Here is a 15,016-nt window from a genome sequence, read left to right as displayed (position 1 = left end):
GATTGACAGTATTCCACTTCAAACCGAGTTAAGCAATTAGCTCGGTTTTTGTTTGCTCATACATCTGATTCGGGGTGTTCATATTTAAACTTAAATGCGGTCTATAACAATTGTAAATCATGATAGATTCCGCAATTAAGTGATCTAACTCCTTCATGGTTTGACATCGCGTGGTTAAAAACTCCTGCTTTAATATTCCATTAATTCGCTCTGCTAATGCATTCTGATAACAGTCCTTGCCATCTGTCATGGAAGGACATATCCCATAATGGCGCAATGCCGATTGATATAGCTCAGAGCAATACTGAGAGCCTCTGTCTGAATGGTGAATCATCCTGGCTGCCCGATCTGTCACATGCTGCATCGCCATATGTAGTGCCTGCACAACATTCTCTGCACGCATATCATTCGATAACTTATAACCTTTAATCTGTCGGGTATAAGCATCTGTCACCAAGGATAAATAATGCACACCTTCAGCACTCTCAACATAGGTAATATCACTAACAAAGACTTCATTGGCTTGCACCGCTGAATAATCCTTTAATAAATTTGGATGCTTCTTCATCCAATGCTTGCTATCCGTAGTTTTTGTATAGCGACGCTTAGGGCGAATCAATAAGTTATTTTCTTTCAATATTTTAAATAACTGATCCCGTCCACACTTTAAACCACGTTGCAACAATTTGCCTTTAATAAGCCAATACAGCTTACGTGTTCCGATACTTGGCATGAGACAGCGATATTCCATAACCAACTCAAGTATTTGTTCAGTTGCTTGTGCAGTCATTTGAGCACGTTTTTCTGCTTGATAATAAGCTTGTCGGGTGATTCCCAACCACTGACAATAACGTGAAACGCTTAGTCTTCTTTGGCTTTGCCAATCTTTGAAACGTGCTCGGTATACTTTTTTCCAAGATCAGTCCCACATTCTTTATCAATGTGATAAATCACATCCTGAATAAATTCAGTTTTAAGCTTTTCTGCGGCTAACTGCTTTTCTAATTGGCGGATTCGTTGTTGGGGTGTCAATTGGCGTTTAGAAGAAGTCGGCATATTCGAAGTCCAGTCCTGTTGTCCGTGCTTGCGTAACCATACCAGCACAGTTGATCTTCCTTGAATACCATATTTTGCCTGAGCTTGCTTATAAGTAATTTGCCCTTTTTCTACTTCATGTACCACCATCATTTTAAAGGCAAAGCTATAGTCACGTTGTGTACGTTTAACTCGTTGTTCTCGTTTATGTTCCATAAAATAAGTCTCTTAAGGTGTAAACTTATTTCAGGACGGGACAAAATATCAGTGATAAAAAAGCCTGAATGACTCAGGCTTTTTTAGTTTTGATTTTAAGAAGTGTGATCTTAAAAACGCTTTGGAATTCTCTGGCCATTTGGAACAGGAATTTCAGCATTTTTTAATACCCCAAATAACCAGGTTTCAGCATGCTGTACCGCAGTTTTCAACTGATCACCCATGGCCAGACGTCCGGCAATGAAACTGGCCAGTGAACAGCCTGAACCATGATATTCACCTGGCAGACGTGGACAGCGAGTTTCGTTGACCAGCTCACCTGCGATATATAGGCTGTTCTGAATGTAATCTGGCGTATCTTCATGGCCACCTTTGACCAAAACTGCCTGTGCACCCATTTCAAATAATTTTTGAGTGGCCAGTTTGAGGTCTTGCTCACCCGTCAGGGCGCGTAGTTCAACCGTATTTGGCGTTAAAATGGTGGCCAATGGAATCAGCTGGGTAAATGCTTTGACCAGCGTTTCCTGATTACCCAGCGAGCCGCCACTATTGGCGACCAAAACCGGATCCAGCACATACAGATAATCTGGATGTACAGTCAGAAACTCGGCCAGAGCCACGATATTGTCTGTGGTGCCTAACATGCCAGATTTTACGCAACGAATGGGCAGGTCATTGACCACCGCATTGGCCTGTGCCAATAGCAATTCTCTGGAAGTGGCTTCGAAACCAAAAACCTGCTGTGAATTTTGAATAGTGAGGGCTGTGCAGGCAATTGCCGCATGTGCACCACTTTGACCAATAGCTTCAATATCTGCTTGAAGGCCGGCTCCACCTGAAGGGTCTAAACCGGAAAAGCAAAGTACGGTAGGGCGCAAAATGATGTCCTTCATTCACTAAAATTGCATTAGTATAGGCAAATTTGAATGAACTCTCGATATTAATTTATATCGGTGCTGATGAGAGGGGATAGGCGGTGATTAAGAATATTTTAATTGATCTGGATGGGACATTAACCGATCCGAAAGTGGGGATTACGACGTCTGCACGCTATGGTCTGGAAAAAATTGGTCATCCGATTAGTGACGAGATCAATATCGACTGGATTATTGGTCCGCCCTTAAAAGCCTCGCTTGCCAAAATTTTAAATGTTGAGGCCGATCATGTTCTGGCTGAACAGGCCTTGATGGGTTATCGGGAGCGCTTTGCAGTCAAGGGTCTCTATGAAAATCATGTTTTTGAGGGTGTAGCAGAAACGCTGGCAGAACTGAAACGCCGTGGTTATCGCTTGTTTGTCGCTACAGCAAAACCGACAGTGTATGCCAAACAGATTCTGGAACATTTTGATCTGGCCCAGTATTTTACCGACATTCATGGCAGTGAGCTGAATGGTGACCGAACCAATAAAGCCGAGCTGATTCAGTATATTTTAGCGCAACAAAAATTACAGGCCGATCAATGCATGATGGTCGGTGATCGCGAGCATGACATTTTTGGTGCCCGTCAAAATGGTATTGATACTATTGCGGTAAATTATGGTTATGGTAGTCAGGAAGAGTTAGCACTGGCACAGCCTAAATATCAAATAGACCGCTTTAATCAGTTGCTAGATTATTTTAAATAAACCCTAATTTTTGCTTATTTTATTTGAGCTGATTTTTAGAGATATTTTGTCTATAAGCTGCTACATCTATACAGATCAACTCTCTTATTAGATTGTTATCTCAATAAAAATCCCGCAGCGTGCGGGATTTTTGCTCTTACAAGAACATTTAAAGCGTCAAAAACCAGGTCGATGCCAACACCACCATAATGATAATCACCAGTAAAATATTGATGATCGTCATTCGATGTTGGGGTGGAACTCTGGCTTTGGTCAGTGCATTTCCTGCATGGTCAAACAGGATGACATTTTGCACGCTACTTTCATAACCGAGTTCGAGTAACGCGCGCTTTTCAACTTCGGTTAAACCGTCTTCAGGCAGATCCATGATTTGCAGCAATGCTATAGAGCTAAATAGTTTCTTCATCATTGAGGAGGGTAACAGCTGTTTCAGCGTCACCGCCGCTGCATCAAAGTCGGCAATAATACTCCGCGGATGGGCATAAGGCACATCGGGTAGCAGAGTATGCGTAATCGTGCCATCTATATTCATCAGCTGCATTTTATCTTTATAGATTTGCACCCATACAGCATCTGGAAATTTCACTAATTGATCTTGCAGCATGGAGAAAGTCTGATTTTGCTGATATTTAGTCATTAAATAATCGATAAACAAATCCCGCATCAAGACGGGATTTGTAAGGTTCGGTTATTTGGTAGGAGCACCATATTCATTGTTTTGTTGCTTGGTTTCAGTTGCCCACCACCAGATCAGTACCAGTATACCAATCACGGTAAGCGTCAGTAATTGCCACCAACCAGAGCGTCCTACATCATGCAAGCGACGCGCGCCAACGGCCAGACTTGGGACTAGAAGTGCCAGATTAAGCAGGCTATTCACCAGCGGTTTAGTGCCTAAAACTGTATCAATTACCTCAGCAATAATGCCTAAAATTACACAAAACAGCATAAAGAACCAAAATTCTTTACGGCGTGCGCGGCCGGAAAAGTTTGCATAGTTGGTCAGACATTTTACAAACCAGTCAATGCTGCTGTAGTTTTCCTCGGCTTGATCCAGATTGGAATATTTGCCGAGCTGACTGGAAATTTTTTCTCCCAGATAAATAGAACTGCCTAAGGCCAGATAAATCTCAGAGGCTTCACCTGTAGTATTGACGATAAAATCGACCCGATCACCGCGTGAAGGTGGACGCTCACTACGCCAGTCCGCGCCATTAAAGCTATAGCGCTGATTATCATCCCCCGAGATAAAACCGGTATTGTGTTGAATAGAAAAATCAAGGATTGAACCTTTCATGCTTGTTCTCGTCTATTAAGCCAGATTATTGTTTTAAAGCGACGCAATTTCTTATCAGAATAACTTTAGCATAATCTAATTTTTAAAAGTTTGTGGTGAAATGACAATAATTTTTTCATGTTTTTAAAAGCCTTATCGCAATAGTGATTCAGTATTCAATCAACAAAAAATGTAGCGTTGCATGATTTGAAATGAAGAAAATTAAATAGTAATGGAGCTGATTTATCTCTGAATCTTTTATAAGAAATTAAAGCTAAATCTATCTGATGAATATCAAATTTTTCTTTGGAACTATGGTTTGATGTTGTTAAATTTAATATGATGATAAACAGATACTTATAAATTTTAAATTTACAAAAAGCATATAATAATACTAATAAATATAACATTTTATTCATACTTTTTATCTATTAGTAACGATTTTTTAAAATCAACAGGCGTATAATAAAAAGCTTCATATTGTGATGAAGGTATCACATTCAATGTATCTCTCCCCATTATCGAAGGCCGTTTACCTTTGCTGTGCCTCTTTCATCTTAACCACGACCACTGTGCATGCTGAAGCTGCTTTCAGTTCGGAAAGCCCGTGGATGCTCGGTGACTGGAACGGGCAACGTACAGCACTCCAAAATCAGGGCTATGATTTCAGTTTTGGTTATACCGGTGAAATGGCAACCTTGATCGATGCGCAAAGATCTTCAAACCATAAAACTGAATATGCGGACCAGTTTGTTTTTGGGGCACATCTGGATCTGGCAAAAATTGCAGGCTGGCAAGACACCGAAGCACAAATAACAGTGACCCAGCGTAACGGTCAGTCACTGTCTCAAAGCGCTGCTGCTTTAAATGGCCATCTGAGTTCAGTGCAAGAAGTCTGGGGCCGTGGTCAAACCTGGCGCCTGACTGATTTATGGATCAAGAAAAAATTCCTGGAACAAAAACTGGATGTGAAAGTCGGACGCTTTGGTGAGGGTGAAGACTTCAATAGTTTTGACTGTGATTTCCAGAATCTGGCCCTATGCGGTTCACAAGTCGGGAACTGGGTTGGCGATCAGTGGTACAACTGGCCGGTAAGCCAATGGGCTGCACGGGTCAAATATAACCTTAACCCTGAATTTTATGCCCAAGTCGGTGCTTATGAATACAACCCTGAGAATCTGGAACGTGGTAAAGGATTTAACCTGAGTACGGATGGTTCCAAAGGGGCAATGCTTCCTGCAGAAGTGGTTTGGGCGCCTAAACTGGGTGAACAGAAACTACCGGGTGAATACCGTGCCGGTTATTACTACAGTACAGCAGAGGCTGAAGTCATTTCCAATCCAGATCAAACCGATCATCACCATGGGGGCTGGATTGTTGCCAAGCAACAATTGACTGCACATCACGGAGATACTTCGCGTGGTTTGACCGGCTTTGTGAATGCGACAGTGCATGACTCCAAAACCAATAATGTCAGTGATATGCAAAATATCGGGCTGGTTTATAAGGGTGCAATGGATTCACGCCCTCAAGATGAAATCGCATTTGGTATTGCACGCATCAACATGAATGACGATGTCAGTGCTGACCGTCATCAAGAAATCGATGCAGAAATTTATTATGGCTTACATGCCACTAATTGGCTCACCATTCGCCCGAATGTGCAATATGTGCGTCACGTCGGTGCATATAAAGATGGTGAAAATGTCTGGGTGGGCGGAATCAAGTTTAATACGTCATTTTAAAATATAGTTTTTAGTTGCAAATACACTATTGAATCTCTAGGTGCTTTGTTGCAGTAATGGGCAATGCCTGCTTAAGACATTGATGTATTTATAACTCAGAATTTAACAATAAGGGTGCTCATGCCTGTCATGTGCATGGACTTTCAAAAAAACTTTTATAGGTGTTCAATATGAATACTTCATCATCAGGTTCGGTACTGAAAACGATTTTAGCGGTCATTGCCGCTGTTTTCGGTATAGGACTGCTGATTGGAGGGATTTATCTTGCAGTGCTGGGTGGGTCTTGGTACTACATCATTGCAGGTATTCTCTTTATTGCGACCGCAGTTCTCTTGTATAAACGAAAAAGTGCTGCACTCCTTGTTTATGCCATATTCGTTTTGGCGACAGTGGTGTGGGGGCTGTGGGAAGTCGGTTCAGATTTCTTTGCACTTGCGCCGCGTTTAGATATTTTAGGGCTGTTTGGTCTGGCCCTGCTGATTCCGGCGGTAACACGCGGTTTTGATCAAAGCAAAGGTGCGAAAATTGCCCTGGGTGGTTCACTGGCCATTACCATCGCTGTCATGATTTATGCTGTATTTAATGACCCGCAAGAAATTCGCGGTGAATTAAAATCCCAGCAGCCTGCAACCCACCAGCCAATTCCCGGTGTGGCAGATGAAGACTGGCCGGCTTATGGCCGTACCCAGTCTGGTTTGCGTTATTCACCCTTAAAGCAGATTAATACTGAAAATGTCAAAGATTTGCAGGTGGCTTGGGAATATCACACGGGCGAATTCAAGACTGAAAATGACTCGGGTGAAACTACCAATCAGGTTACCCCAATTAAGGTGGGTGACAACATGTACATCTGTACCACTCACCAGAAATTGACAGCGCTTGATCCGGCAACCGGTAAGGCAAAATGGACCTATGATCCAAAGCTGAAAGCTGATCATACCTATCAGCATTTAACCTGTCGTGGTGTATCTTATTATGATGTCAACAATACGGTAGGTTTTGAAAGCAGTCTCGCTGCGAAGAAAACCACATCGGCTGACTGTCCACAAAAAGTCATTTTACCGGTCAATGATGGGCGTTTAGTGGCGGTCAATGCGACCACCGGTAAAGTCTGTTCTGATTTTGGTAAAAATGGCGAAGTCGATCTGCAAAAAGATATGCCATTCCCATATCCGGGCGGTTATATTCCCACCTCACCGCCTGTAGTAACCGGCACTACGATCATTATTGCGGGTTCAACTACCGATAACTATTCAACTGAAGAACCATCGGGTGTGATCCGTGGTTATGACGTGAATACCGGTGAACTGCTTTGGGTATTTGACACAGGCGCTGAAGATCCGAATTTGATTCCTGCACCGGGTCAAAAATTTGTACACAACTCACCAAATGCATGGGCACCTTTGGCCTATGATGCAGAGCTGGATATCGTCTACGTACCAACGGGTGTCGGCACACCGGATATTTACGGTGGTCACCGGACTGAGCTGGACGAGCGTTATGCCAACTCGATGCTGGCCTTGAATGCGACGACCGGTAAGCTGGTATGGAACTTCCAGACTACCCATCACGATTTGTGGGATATGGACGTACCTTCACAGCCGACATTGACCGAGATTAAAGACAAAAACGGCAATATGGTTCCAGCCATTTATGTCTTGACCAAAACCGGGAATGCTTTTGTACTGGACCGTCGTAATGGTAAAGCGATTGTGCCGATTACCGAGAAACCGGTACCACAATCTGTGAAACGCGGTCCTCAAACTAAAGGCGAGTTCTATTCTAAGACTCAACCGTTCTCTGATTTTAACCTAGCGCCACAAGATAAACTGACCGATAAACAGATGTGGGGTGCGACCATGTTTGACCAATTGGTCTGCCGTGTTGCGTTCCACAAACTGAATTACGATGGCATTTATACCCCACCTTCTGAAAATGGGACGCTGGTCTTCCCGGGTAACCTGGGTGTGTTTGAATGGGGTGGTATGTCGGTGAATCCGGACCGTCAAATTGCATTAACCAACCCGATTGGTCTGCCATTTGTATCAAAACTGATTCCTCAAGATCCGAACCGTCCTAAGACGGCTAAAGGTGCAGGCACAGAAGCCGGCGTTCAACCGATGTATGGCGTGCCTTATGGCGTTGAAATCAGTGCGTTCCTGTCTCCGTTTGGATTGCCGTGTAAACAGCCGTCTTGGGGCTTTGTTGCAGGTGTGGACTTAAATACTCATGAAGTGGCCTGGAAACGCCGTATCGGTACCATTCGTGACAGTATGCCGGGCATTCCATTGCCACCATTCAAAATGGGTGTGCCGATGCTGGGTGGCCCTATTTCAACTGCGGGCAACGTGATGTTTGTGGGTGGAACTCAAGATAACTATATCCGTGCCATTAACGTGAACAACGGTGATGAACTATGGAAAGGTCGTCTACCTGCAGGTGGTCAGGCTACACCAATGACCTATGAAGCCAATGGCAAGCAGTATGTGGTCATTATGGCCGGTGGTCATGGTTCCTTTGGCACCAAAATGGGCGACTCTCTGGTGGCTTATGCCTTGCCAGACAATAAATAGTTAAACCTTTAATTCAGTATAAAAAAGCCTGATCCGTCAGGCTTTTTTATACGCTATTGTTGAATGCCTACATCGAGTTTTAAGGACACAGAGAAATGATGTTGATTTGTTTCTGAAAGCTCAATTTTATTCAGATCGCATTAAAATAATATTCTTTGTATATGGCTGATTTTAAGCGCTATTCAGATAAAGGATTAATCAAGTCTGAATTTATCGAACACAGAACTTTAAGCTCAAAACCTTTTTACCTATTGAGCGAACTATATGTGATCGAATCAGCGCATTTATTGGATATCGATGCTTAAAACAAAATGAATTGAATCATGAGATGTACGCCATCTCGATAAGGTATTTGCCGCATTAAACCACTTTCAAATAAGGCCTGTCATTTATGTACCAAAGCCCGAAATTTCCATTCGTGAGATCGACCTTGTCCTGCCTGATTGCTTGCGCAGGTCAGAACATTTATGCAGAAAATGACACACAAGAAGTCCAAAGGTTAGACACGATTGTCATTCAAGCGACCCGTACCGATCGGGAGCGATTGACCACACCGGCGTCAGTGTATTATCTGAATCAAGAACAAGATAACAGCCTGAATGTGAACCTTTCTGAAACATTAAAAGGTGTTCCGGGATTACAGTTAAATAATCGTGAAAACTATGCCCAAGACCTGCAAATTTCGATGCGAGGCTTTGGGGCACGTTCCAGTTTTGGTGTGCGTGGTGTGCGTTTATATGTAGATGGAATCCCTGCGACGATGCCGGATGGACAGGGACAAACCTCGAATATTGATTTGAACAGTCTGGACCATATTGAAGTATTGGGTGGTGGATTTTCATCGCTCTATGGCAACTCTTCGGGGGGAACGATTTTAACCACCACGCGAGAGGGGCAAGGTGCTGATTCGATTGAACTGGGGCATTCTGCTGGTAGTCAAAATAAAGGGCAGACCAAGCTGGTTTTGCAAGGTGGTTCAGAAAATGCCGATGAACCAGCTTATATCATCAGCTCATCTTATTTTGATACCGATGGTTTTCGTGACCACAGCAGTGCGCATAAAGTCCTGAATAATGCGAAACTGACCTGGGATCTGGAAGATGGTAGTAAAATTAACTGGGTCAATAACTACGTTAAAATTGCAGCAAATGATCCGGGCGGTCTAGAGAGAAAGGATTGGGAAGCAAATCCTAAACAAGCAGTAAAAAATGTATTAGATTTCAATGCGCGCAAAGAAATTGAACAGGTTCAAACGGGTCTAACCTGGAATAAACCGATCAATGACCAGCATGAACTGTATGGTATGGCCTATTGGGGACAGCGTGAAGTTACACAATATCAGTCTATTCCGAAGTGTGCATATGTGAAAGATACGAATATTTGTATTCCTAGGACTATTCAGCAGGCAGCAAACCACCCGGGTGGTGTAATTGACTTTAACCGTAATTTTTATGGGACAGATTTACGCTGGACGGGTAAAGATATTCTGCCCAATACCAAACTGATTGCAGGTGTCGCCGTAGATGCCATGACCGAAGACCGTAAAGGCTATCAAAACTTTTTAGGTGATCGCTTGGGGGTTAAAGGTGAACTGCGTCGAGATGAAGATAATACCCTGTGGAATTTAGATCCGTATTTGCAAGCTTCTTATCACTTTGCTCCCGATTGGACTTTAGATGCAGGGCTACGTTATAGCAATGTGCATTTCAAAACCAAAGATTACTATATCGTTGATGCTGATGAGGAAGACGATAGAAATGGTAATAACTCAGGTAAAACTACTTATGAGAAATTACTACCTTCACTGGCTCTAAGTTGGCAAATTCTACCTGAACTTATGGCCTATACCAGCTATGCCCAAGGCTTTGAAACTCCAACTTTTACGGAAATGGCTTATCCAGCGGATGGTAGTAGCCGCACATTTAATTTAAAAGCAGCAGAAAGTGAAACCTATGAGATGGGGTTGAAGTCTGCAAATATATTAGGTGATTTTACTGTTGCAGTTTTTCAGACCCAAACTAAAAATGACATTGTCTCGGCAGGAAGTGAGGGAGGACGTGCGACTTTCCGTAATGCCGATAAAACTTTAAGAGAAGGTGTTGAACTCTCCTGGAATAAAAACCTATGGCGTGACCTAACTGCACAGGCCAGCTATAGCTATATAGATGCAACTTTTGATGCAGATATTCCTGAAATTTTAAATCAGAATGGCAGTATTGCAGTGTCGAGAGTTGAATCAGGAAACTATATTCCGGGGATTGCCAAAAATCAGGCATTTTTAAGTTTAGGCTGGAAACCTGAAAATGGTTTGAGTGCGGGTTTAGACGTGCGTTACTCAGATCGTATTTATGTCAATGATACCAATACTGAATATGCGCCAAGCTACACAGTCGCTGGTGCCAATGTAGGTTATCACTGGAAAATGCAAGATTGGGCGGTGAATACTTTTGCGCGTGTCGATAACCTGTTTGATAAAGATTATTCTGGTTCGGTGATTGTTAATGAAAGTAGTAGACCAGAAGGACGTTATTATGAGCCGGCAGAAGGGCAGAACTGGAGTGCGGGTTTGAGCGTGACAAAAGAGTTTTAATTGAAATGATTTGTGGCTGCTAAATTTTCAAAATAAAAAATCCCGCTTTTAAAGCGGGATTTTAAATATTGAGGTTTTAAAAAGATGAATCGAAGCAGTCTGGAAAATACTAGATTGTTTTCTGATTTACCCGCTTTGATAATTCCCCGGCACTTTCGACCCGTTCAGAATATCGATTGGTGAGATCAGCAGACTGACCGCGGGTGAGTAAGGTGAACTTGTAGAGTTCCTCCATCAGAAGTTGTTTTAGATATTCTTTCTGCTCCGCAGTGCGCAGCGTTTAGCAATGAAGATGGGGAAATGATTATTGATGAAGCAGGGAAGCGGTTGAAATAAATCGCAGGATTTAAAGTCGATCATTCAGATCATAAAAAAGCCACCGCGAGGGTGGCTTTTATTTAATATATTTTTTATTTTATTGAAAACTTATTCTAGATAAAGCCCTAACTATTGATGATGTTCAACAATAAACTTCGCTCGATCATAAAGTTCATCAAAGGTAATAATTTCTATATTTCTTAAGTCACGACGAAATAACTCAAATGTTCGAATTTTTAAGTTCTGTATATATTCACTATCTGACTCAATTTCGCTCCAACAACCAATTATAAGAATAGCTTTAGGATCATAAGCACCTTGTTGAATTCTTTTCCCTTTACTGCAAAAACCTGCATTATTTGTTTCAAATTTAGTTTGGGCGCAAATTTTTTGTGCGAGAATCTGACTATGGGCTTCATATAAGTCATTGGAAATGCGCCAACAATTACCTCGCAGTTTTTGTGATTTAAATAGGGGGGTATTTGGTCGTTTTATTTCGACAAAAGTAGTGAATCTATTATCAGCCATTACGTAATCAACAATAACGGAATTTGAGCCGTCGAGATTTGATGGATTTAAATGTGCTTCACGTTGTAAGATTTTGTTGAATCTGTAATCTAAGCCATATCCAAAAATCCATTCATTTTTCTCAAAAAAATGTTGCCAAGTTTTCTCTTCAGAAAAACTTGTTAGTTGATTGGTTATTTGATATTCAGTGATAGCATCAGGTTCATAAAGTAGTTTCTCAAAAACATCTAACTGTTGTTTTCTGTACCCTGTATTTACTATGTCTTGACAAGTTATTAGTCCATTATTTAGAAAACTTGTTAATAGCTCAGCTTGATCTTTGTTCTCCAGTGTTGATTGAATTAGTTGAGATATAGAGTTCTTTATATCGGTTTTAGATATCTGATTTAAAGAAATTTTTCTTTGGTCAATATCTTTAATATCTAGAGAAGATATTAATTCTAAGAAATTTATAATATTGGTGATTGTTACTTTACTGAAAGTGAGTGTTTCAACTTCTTTTGTTCTATCAAATTTTGTGATTTTGAAACTATTAATATTATTTTTGACGCACGTGATTTGAAATTTTAGACGATGAGTTGTCTGAATATGTAGAGTGTCTGTTTCATCAATATAAGTGGTTAGAAATCTTAAATTTTGTTTATGAATATGATTGTAGAGGGTATTGATAAGAGAAGTTTGGGCGATTTCAACATCTCGTGGTAAAAAGAGAAAGTCTTCTTCTAGTGTATACATTGTTGTCATAATTCATCTCTAGTATTTGATTTATATAGAAATATTTTTTTAATTTGAGTCGCAATAAAAAAGGGAGGGATTAACCCACTGCTGTCCCACAATTTTTACAAGAGGAAGCTCATTTAAGCTTCCTCTTGTTTGATGGGGACTTTATCGGGTGAAAATAACGCTTTTAAGGTTTTTATTTCAAATAAATTCACTTGAATTATTCTGAGTAAGCGCTGAACTGTCCAGCCTTTTTTCCCTAAATGTTGAGCGAAACTTACCAGTAAATAGGCGATCATCGCAATCCAGATTTGCGTCTGAATGGCGTTCTTGCTTCGGCCTAAAAAGGCTTTTAATTTCAGGTTCTGTTTAATCGCTTTAAAGAACAATTCAACTTTCCAGCGGTCTTTGTAAATCGCTGCAATGGTAGAGGCAGCTAGATGAAAGTTATTGCTGAGAAAGCTAAAGTGCTTGCCACTTTGCTGATCTCTATATTCAATTCTTCTTAATACGGGGGCTTTTCTTTTTAGGGCATGTGCGCTATTTAGCTGAATGGTTTCATCTTTTAGAATGCCTTTGGATTCAAGCACTGGATGTTGCTGGATCACCTGATACACAGATTTAGGCCTAAAACGTGTCACAAAGCTAACGTTTTGAGCGCTTAGATTCGCATACCATTGATAATCGACATAGCCTTTATCAAAGACCACAATGCTGCCAGCGGGAAACTGGAATTTTCGGCCTTGTAACATGTCATTTTCTTTACCATTTTCAACTGCAATAAACTCAGGAATATCATTGCTGTGATTCAATCCTATGCTGAGTTTCATGCTGGCTTTTGAGTCGTGAACTTTGGCCCATTCACATAAGGAAAGCGACAGGTCAATATGACTGGCATCCAGGGAATATAATGGATTCTTAAAGCGAAATTTATGGGCTACTTTTGAGTGTTCATAGTATTTAAGCAACTTGTAAAAGAGCTGTTGATACAAGGCAGCAGGCTGCTGCTCATTGATTCGTGCCAGTGTACTTCGGGGAATAGACTTTGCTCCGAAATGACTCAGTTTGTCCTGTTGGCACTCCAGATTGGATTGAATATCTCTCAGACTTTGCCTGCAGGAAAGTTGAGACATCAAGATGGCAATAAACTGATCCCATCTTGAAGCCGCTCTAAATTTCTGTCCAACATGGTGTACTTTAGCAAGTTGCTCAAAATCCTGTCGCACGACGGGTTTAATAAGCTGATGAAATACGGTATTCTGATGTGACAAAACCTGAATCCTGGTCGTTAAAGTGTTTGTTTGCACTCATATTTTAACGATTTGGACTCAGGTTTTTTATTTAAATCAAACTATGGGACAGCAGTGGGGATTAACCCTCCCTTTTTAGAAATAAATCTAACGTAAGACGACACAGAGGTGGTCCCACTTGTTTGAACAACTAAAAGCTTATTTATAAGTGATATTCTGCTCTAGTTAAGCTACCTTATTTTGTTGTGGTAGCTGGTCATAGTAAAACTCATCTGGAGTCATTTTGTCCAGACTCGAATGAGGTCGTTTCAAATTATAAAATTCAAAATATGCGTTTAATTGCTTCTTCGCATCCAAAACATTGCTGTAGGCTTTGAGATAAACCTCCTCATATTTAACGCTCCGCCATAATCGTTCAATCATCACATTATCGACCCAACGACCTTTACCGTCCATGCTGATTTGGATGTCATTTGATTTTAACACTTCAATAAACGCATCACTGGTAAATTGACTGCCTTGGTCTGTATTAAAGATTTCAGGTCGACCATATTTTTCAATAGCTTCATTTAATGTTTCTATACAAAATGCAACCTCCATACTAATCGATACGCTATGGGCAAGCACCTTACGGCTGTGCCAATCAATCACAGCACATAAGTAGACAAAGCCTTTTGCCATAGGGATATACGTTATATCCGTTGCCCACACTTGATTACTCCGTTGAATATTCAATCCTTTGAGCAGATATGGATATTTACGGTGAGCTTGATTGGCCTGACTTAGATTTGGTTTACGATATAACGCATTAATGCCCATTTTTTTCATTAAAGTACGTGTATGACGTCGTCCTATATGATGTCCTTGACGGTTCAATAAATCACGCATCATACGGCTACCTGCAAAAGGGTATTGCATATGTAATTCATCAATACAGCGCATCAGCTTCAGATCTGATGCACTCACAGGTTTTGGGCGATAGTAATAACAACCACGGGAGACTTTCAGTAGCTTAGCTTGCTTAGATACTGAAATCTGAAGTGAGTCGTCGATTAACTTTTGTGGTTGAAGCGGCCCAGTTTCTTCAACACACCTTCTAAAAAATCAATTTCTAATGCCTGCTCACCGATTTTTGCATGTA

10 protein-coding genes and 3 pseudogenes are annotated in these 15,016 nt (G+C 41.3%); 5 read left to right on the top strand and 8 right to left on the bottom strand.

From position 1 onward, the window contains the following. Positions 1-28: 28 nt before the first annotated feature. Together F891_RS17520 and F891_RS12105 are read right to left on the bottom strand one after the other, a co-directional pair. A protein-coding gene (locus F891_RS17520) for an IS3 family transposase (protein WP_148335412.1) occupies positions 29-1,251 on the bottom strand; the annotation gives its coding sequence in 2 pieces (ribosomal slippage) (positions 29-915 and positions 915-1,251; 1,224 coding nt in all). 110 nt (positions 1,252-1,361) lie between these two features. Beyond that, positions 1,362-2,129: a hydroxymethylpyrimidine/phosphomethylpyrimidine kinase gene (locus F891_RS12105; RefSeq protein WP_004281743.1), complete on the bottom strand. Its 768-nt coding sequence runs from the start codon at positions 2,127-2,129 to the stop codon at positions 1,362-1,364. Between the two features lie 98 nt (positions 2,130-2,227). Between F891_RS12105 and F891_RS12100 the strand changes: the two genes are divergently transcribed. Beyond that, a complete protein-coding gene (locus tag F891_RS12100) occupies positions 2,228-2,875 on the top strand; it encodes an HAD-IA family hydrolase (protein WP_004281744.1) in 648 nt (215 codons plus the stop codon). Between the two features lie 148 nt (positions 2,876-3,023). Here the strand turns inward: F891_RS12100 and F891_RS12095 are convergent, their stop codons facing one another. Then, positions 3,024-3,539 carry a hypothetical protein gene (locus F891_RS12095; RefSeq protein ID WP_004281745.1) on the bottom strand — a complete coding sequence of 172 codons (516 nt, stop codon included), beginning with the start codon at positions 3,537-3,539 and terminating at the stop codon, positions 3,024-3,026. Positions 3,540-3,563: 24 nt separating this feature from the next. Then, the gene (locus F891_RS12090; RefSeq protein ID WP_004281746.1) at positions 3,564-4,172 is read right to left on the bottom strand and encodes a DUF805 domain-containing protein; all 609 of its coding nucleotides are present in this window, start codon (positions 4,170-4,172) and stop codon (positions 3,564-3,566) included. A 482-nt stretch (positions 4,173-4,654) separates the two neighbouring features. On the opposite strand from F891_RS12090, the gene F891_RS12085 reads away from it, so the two are divergent. From F891_RS12085 to F891_RS12075, 3 genes are all read left to right on the top strand, one after another. Further along, positions 4,655-5,896 (top strand): carbohydrate porin, encoded by a 1,242-nt coding sequence (locus F891_RS12085; protein ID WP_005263624.1) that lies wholly within the window; start codon positions 4,655-4,657, stop codon positions 5,894-5,896. 170 nt (positions 5,897-6,066) lie between these two features. Next, a complete protein-coding gene (locus F891_RS12080; RefSeq protein ID WP_004281748.1) occupies positions 6,067-8,469 on the top strand; it encodes a glucose/quinate/shikimate family membrane-bound PQQ-dependent dehydrogenase in 2,403 nt (800 codons plus the stop codon). A gap of 391 nt (positions 8,470-8,860) precedes the next feature. Next, entirely contained in the window at positions 8,861-11,059 is a 2,199-nt protein-coding gene (locus F891_RS12075; RefSeq protein WP_005263623.1) for a TonB-dependent receptor, read from the top strand. Positions 11,060-11,168: 109 nt separating this feature from the next. On the opposite strand, the pseudogene F891_RS17515 reads toward F891_RS12075, so the two are convergent. After that, positions 11,169-11,297, bottom strand: a pseudogene (locus F891_RS17515) (arsenical resistance protein ArsH); the annotation flags it as partial. Here F891_RS17515 and F891_RS18325 point away from each other — a divergent pair. Continuing rightward, positions 11,291-11,395, top strand: a pseudogene (locus F891_RS18325) (arsenate reductase (glutaredoxin)); the annotation flags it as partial. The pseudogenes F891_RS17515 and F891_RS18325 sit on opposite strands and share 7 nt — an antisense overlap. 111 nt (positions 11,396-11,506) lie before the next feature. Here F891_RS18325 and F891_RS12070 read toward each other — a convergent pair. The 3 genes and pseudogenes from F891_RS12070 to F891_RS12060 all read right to left on the bottom strand — a co-directional run. After that, positions 11,507-12,649, bottom strand: coding sequence for a Shedu immune nuclease family protein (locus tag F891_RS12070; protein WP_005263622.1), 1,143 nt, complete (start codon positions 12,647-12,649; stop codon positions 11,507-11,509). A gap of 113 nt (positions 12,650-12,762) precedes the next feature. Continuing rightward, a complete protein-coding gene (locus F891_RS12065; protein ID WP_004647387.1) occupies positions 12,763-13,896 on the bottom strand; it encodes an IS4 family transposase in 1,134 nt (377 codons plus the stop codon). A gap of 204 nt (positions 13,897-14,100) precedes the next feature. After that, positions 14,101-15,016: pseudogene (locus F891_RS12060) on the bottom strand (IS3 family transposase); the annotation flags it as partial.

The sequence above is a fragment of the Acinetobacter sp. CIP 101966 genome (assembly GCF_000369725.1).
Taxonomy (GTDB): domain Bacteria; phylum Pseudomonadota; class Gammaproteobacteria; order Pseudomonadales; family Moraxellaceae; genus Acinetobacter; species Acinetobacter lwoffii_Q.
This window is presented reverse-complemented; position numbering and strand designations above follow the sequence as displayed.

Excerpts from the sequence above, each read along its gene's own strand:
- F891_RS12090 (WP_004281746.1), bottom strand. The coding sequence starts at position 4,172 with ATGAAAGGTTCAATCCTTGATTTTTCTATTCAACACAATACCGGTTTT.
- F891_RS12075 (WP_005263623.1), top strand. The coding sequence starts at position 8,861 with ATGTACCAAAGCCCGAAATTTCCATTCGTGAGATCGACCTTGTCCTGC.
- F891_RS12080 (WP_004281748.1), top strand. The coding sequence starts at position 6,067 with ATGAATACTTCATCATCAGGTTCGGTACTGAAAACGATTTTAGCGGTC.
- F891_RS12070 (WP_005263622.1), bottom strand. The coding sequence starts at position 12,649 with ATGACAACAATGTATACACTAGAAGAAGACTTTCTCTTTTTACCACGA.
- F891_RS12095 (WP_004281745.1), bottom strand. The coding sequence starts at position 3,539 with ATGCGGGATTTGTTTATCGATTATTTAATGACTAAATATCAGCAAAAT.
- F891_RS12085 (WP_005263624.1), top strand. The coding sequence starts at position 4,655 with ATGTATCTCTCCCCATTATCGAAGGCCGTTTACCTTTGCTGTGCCTCT.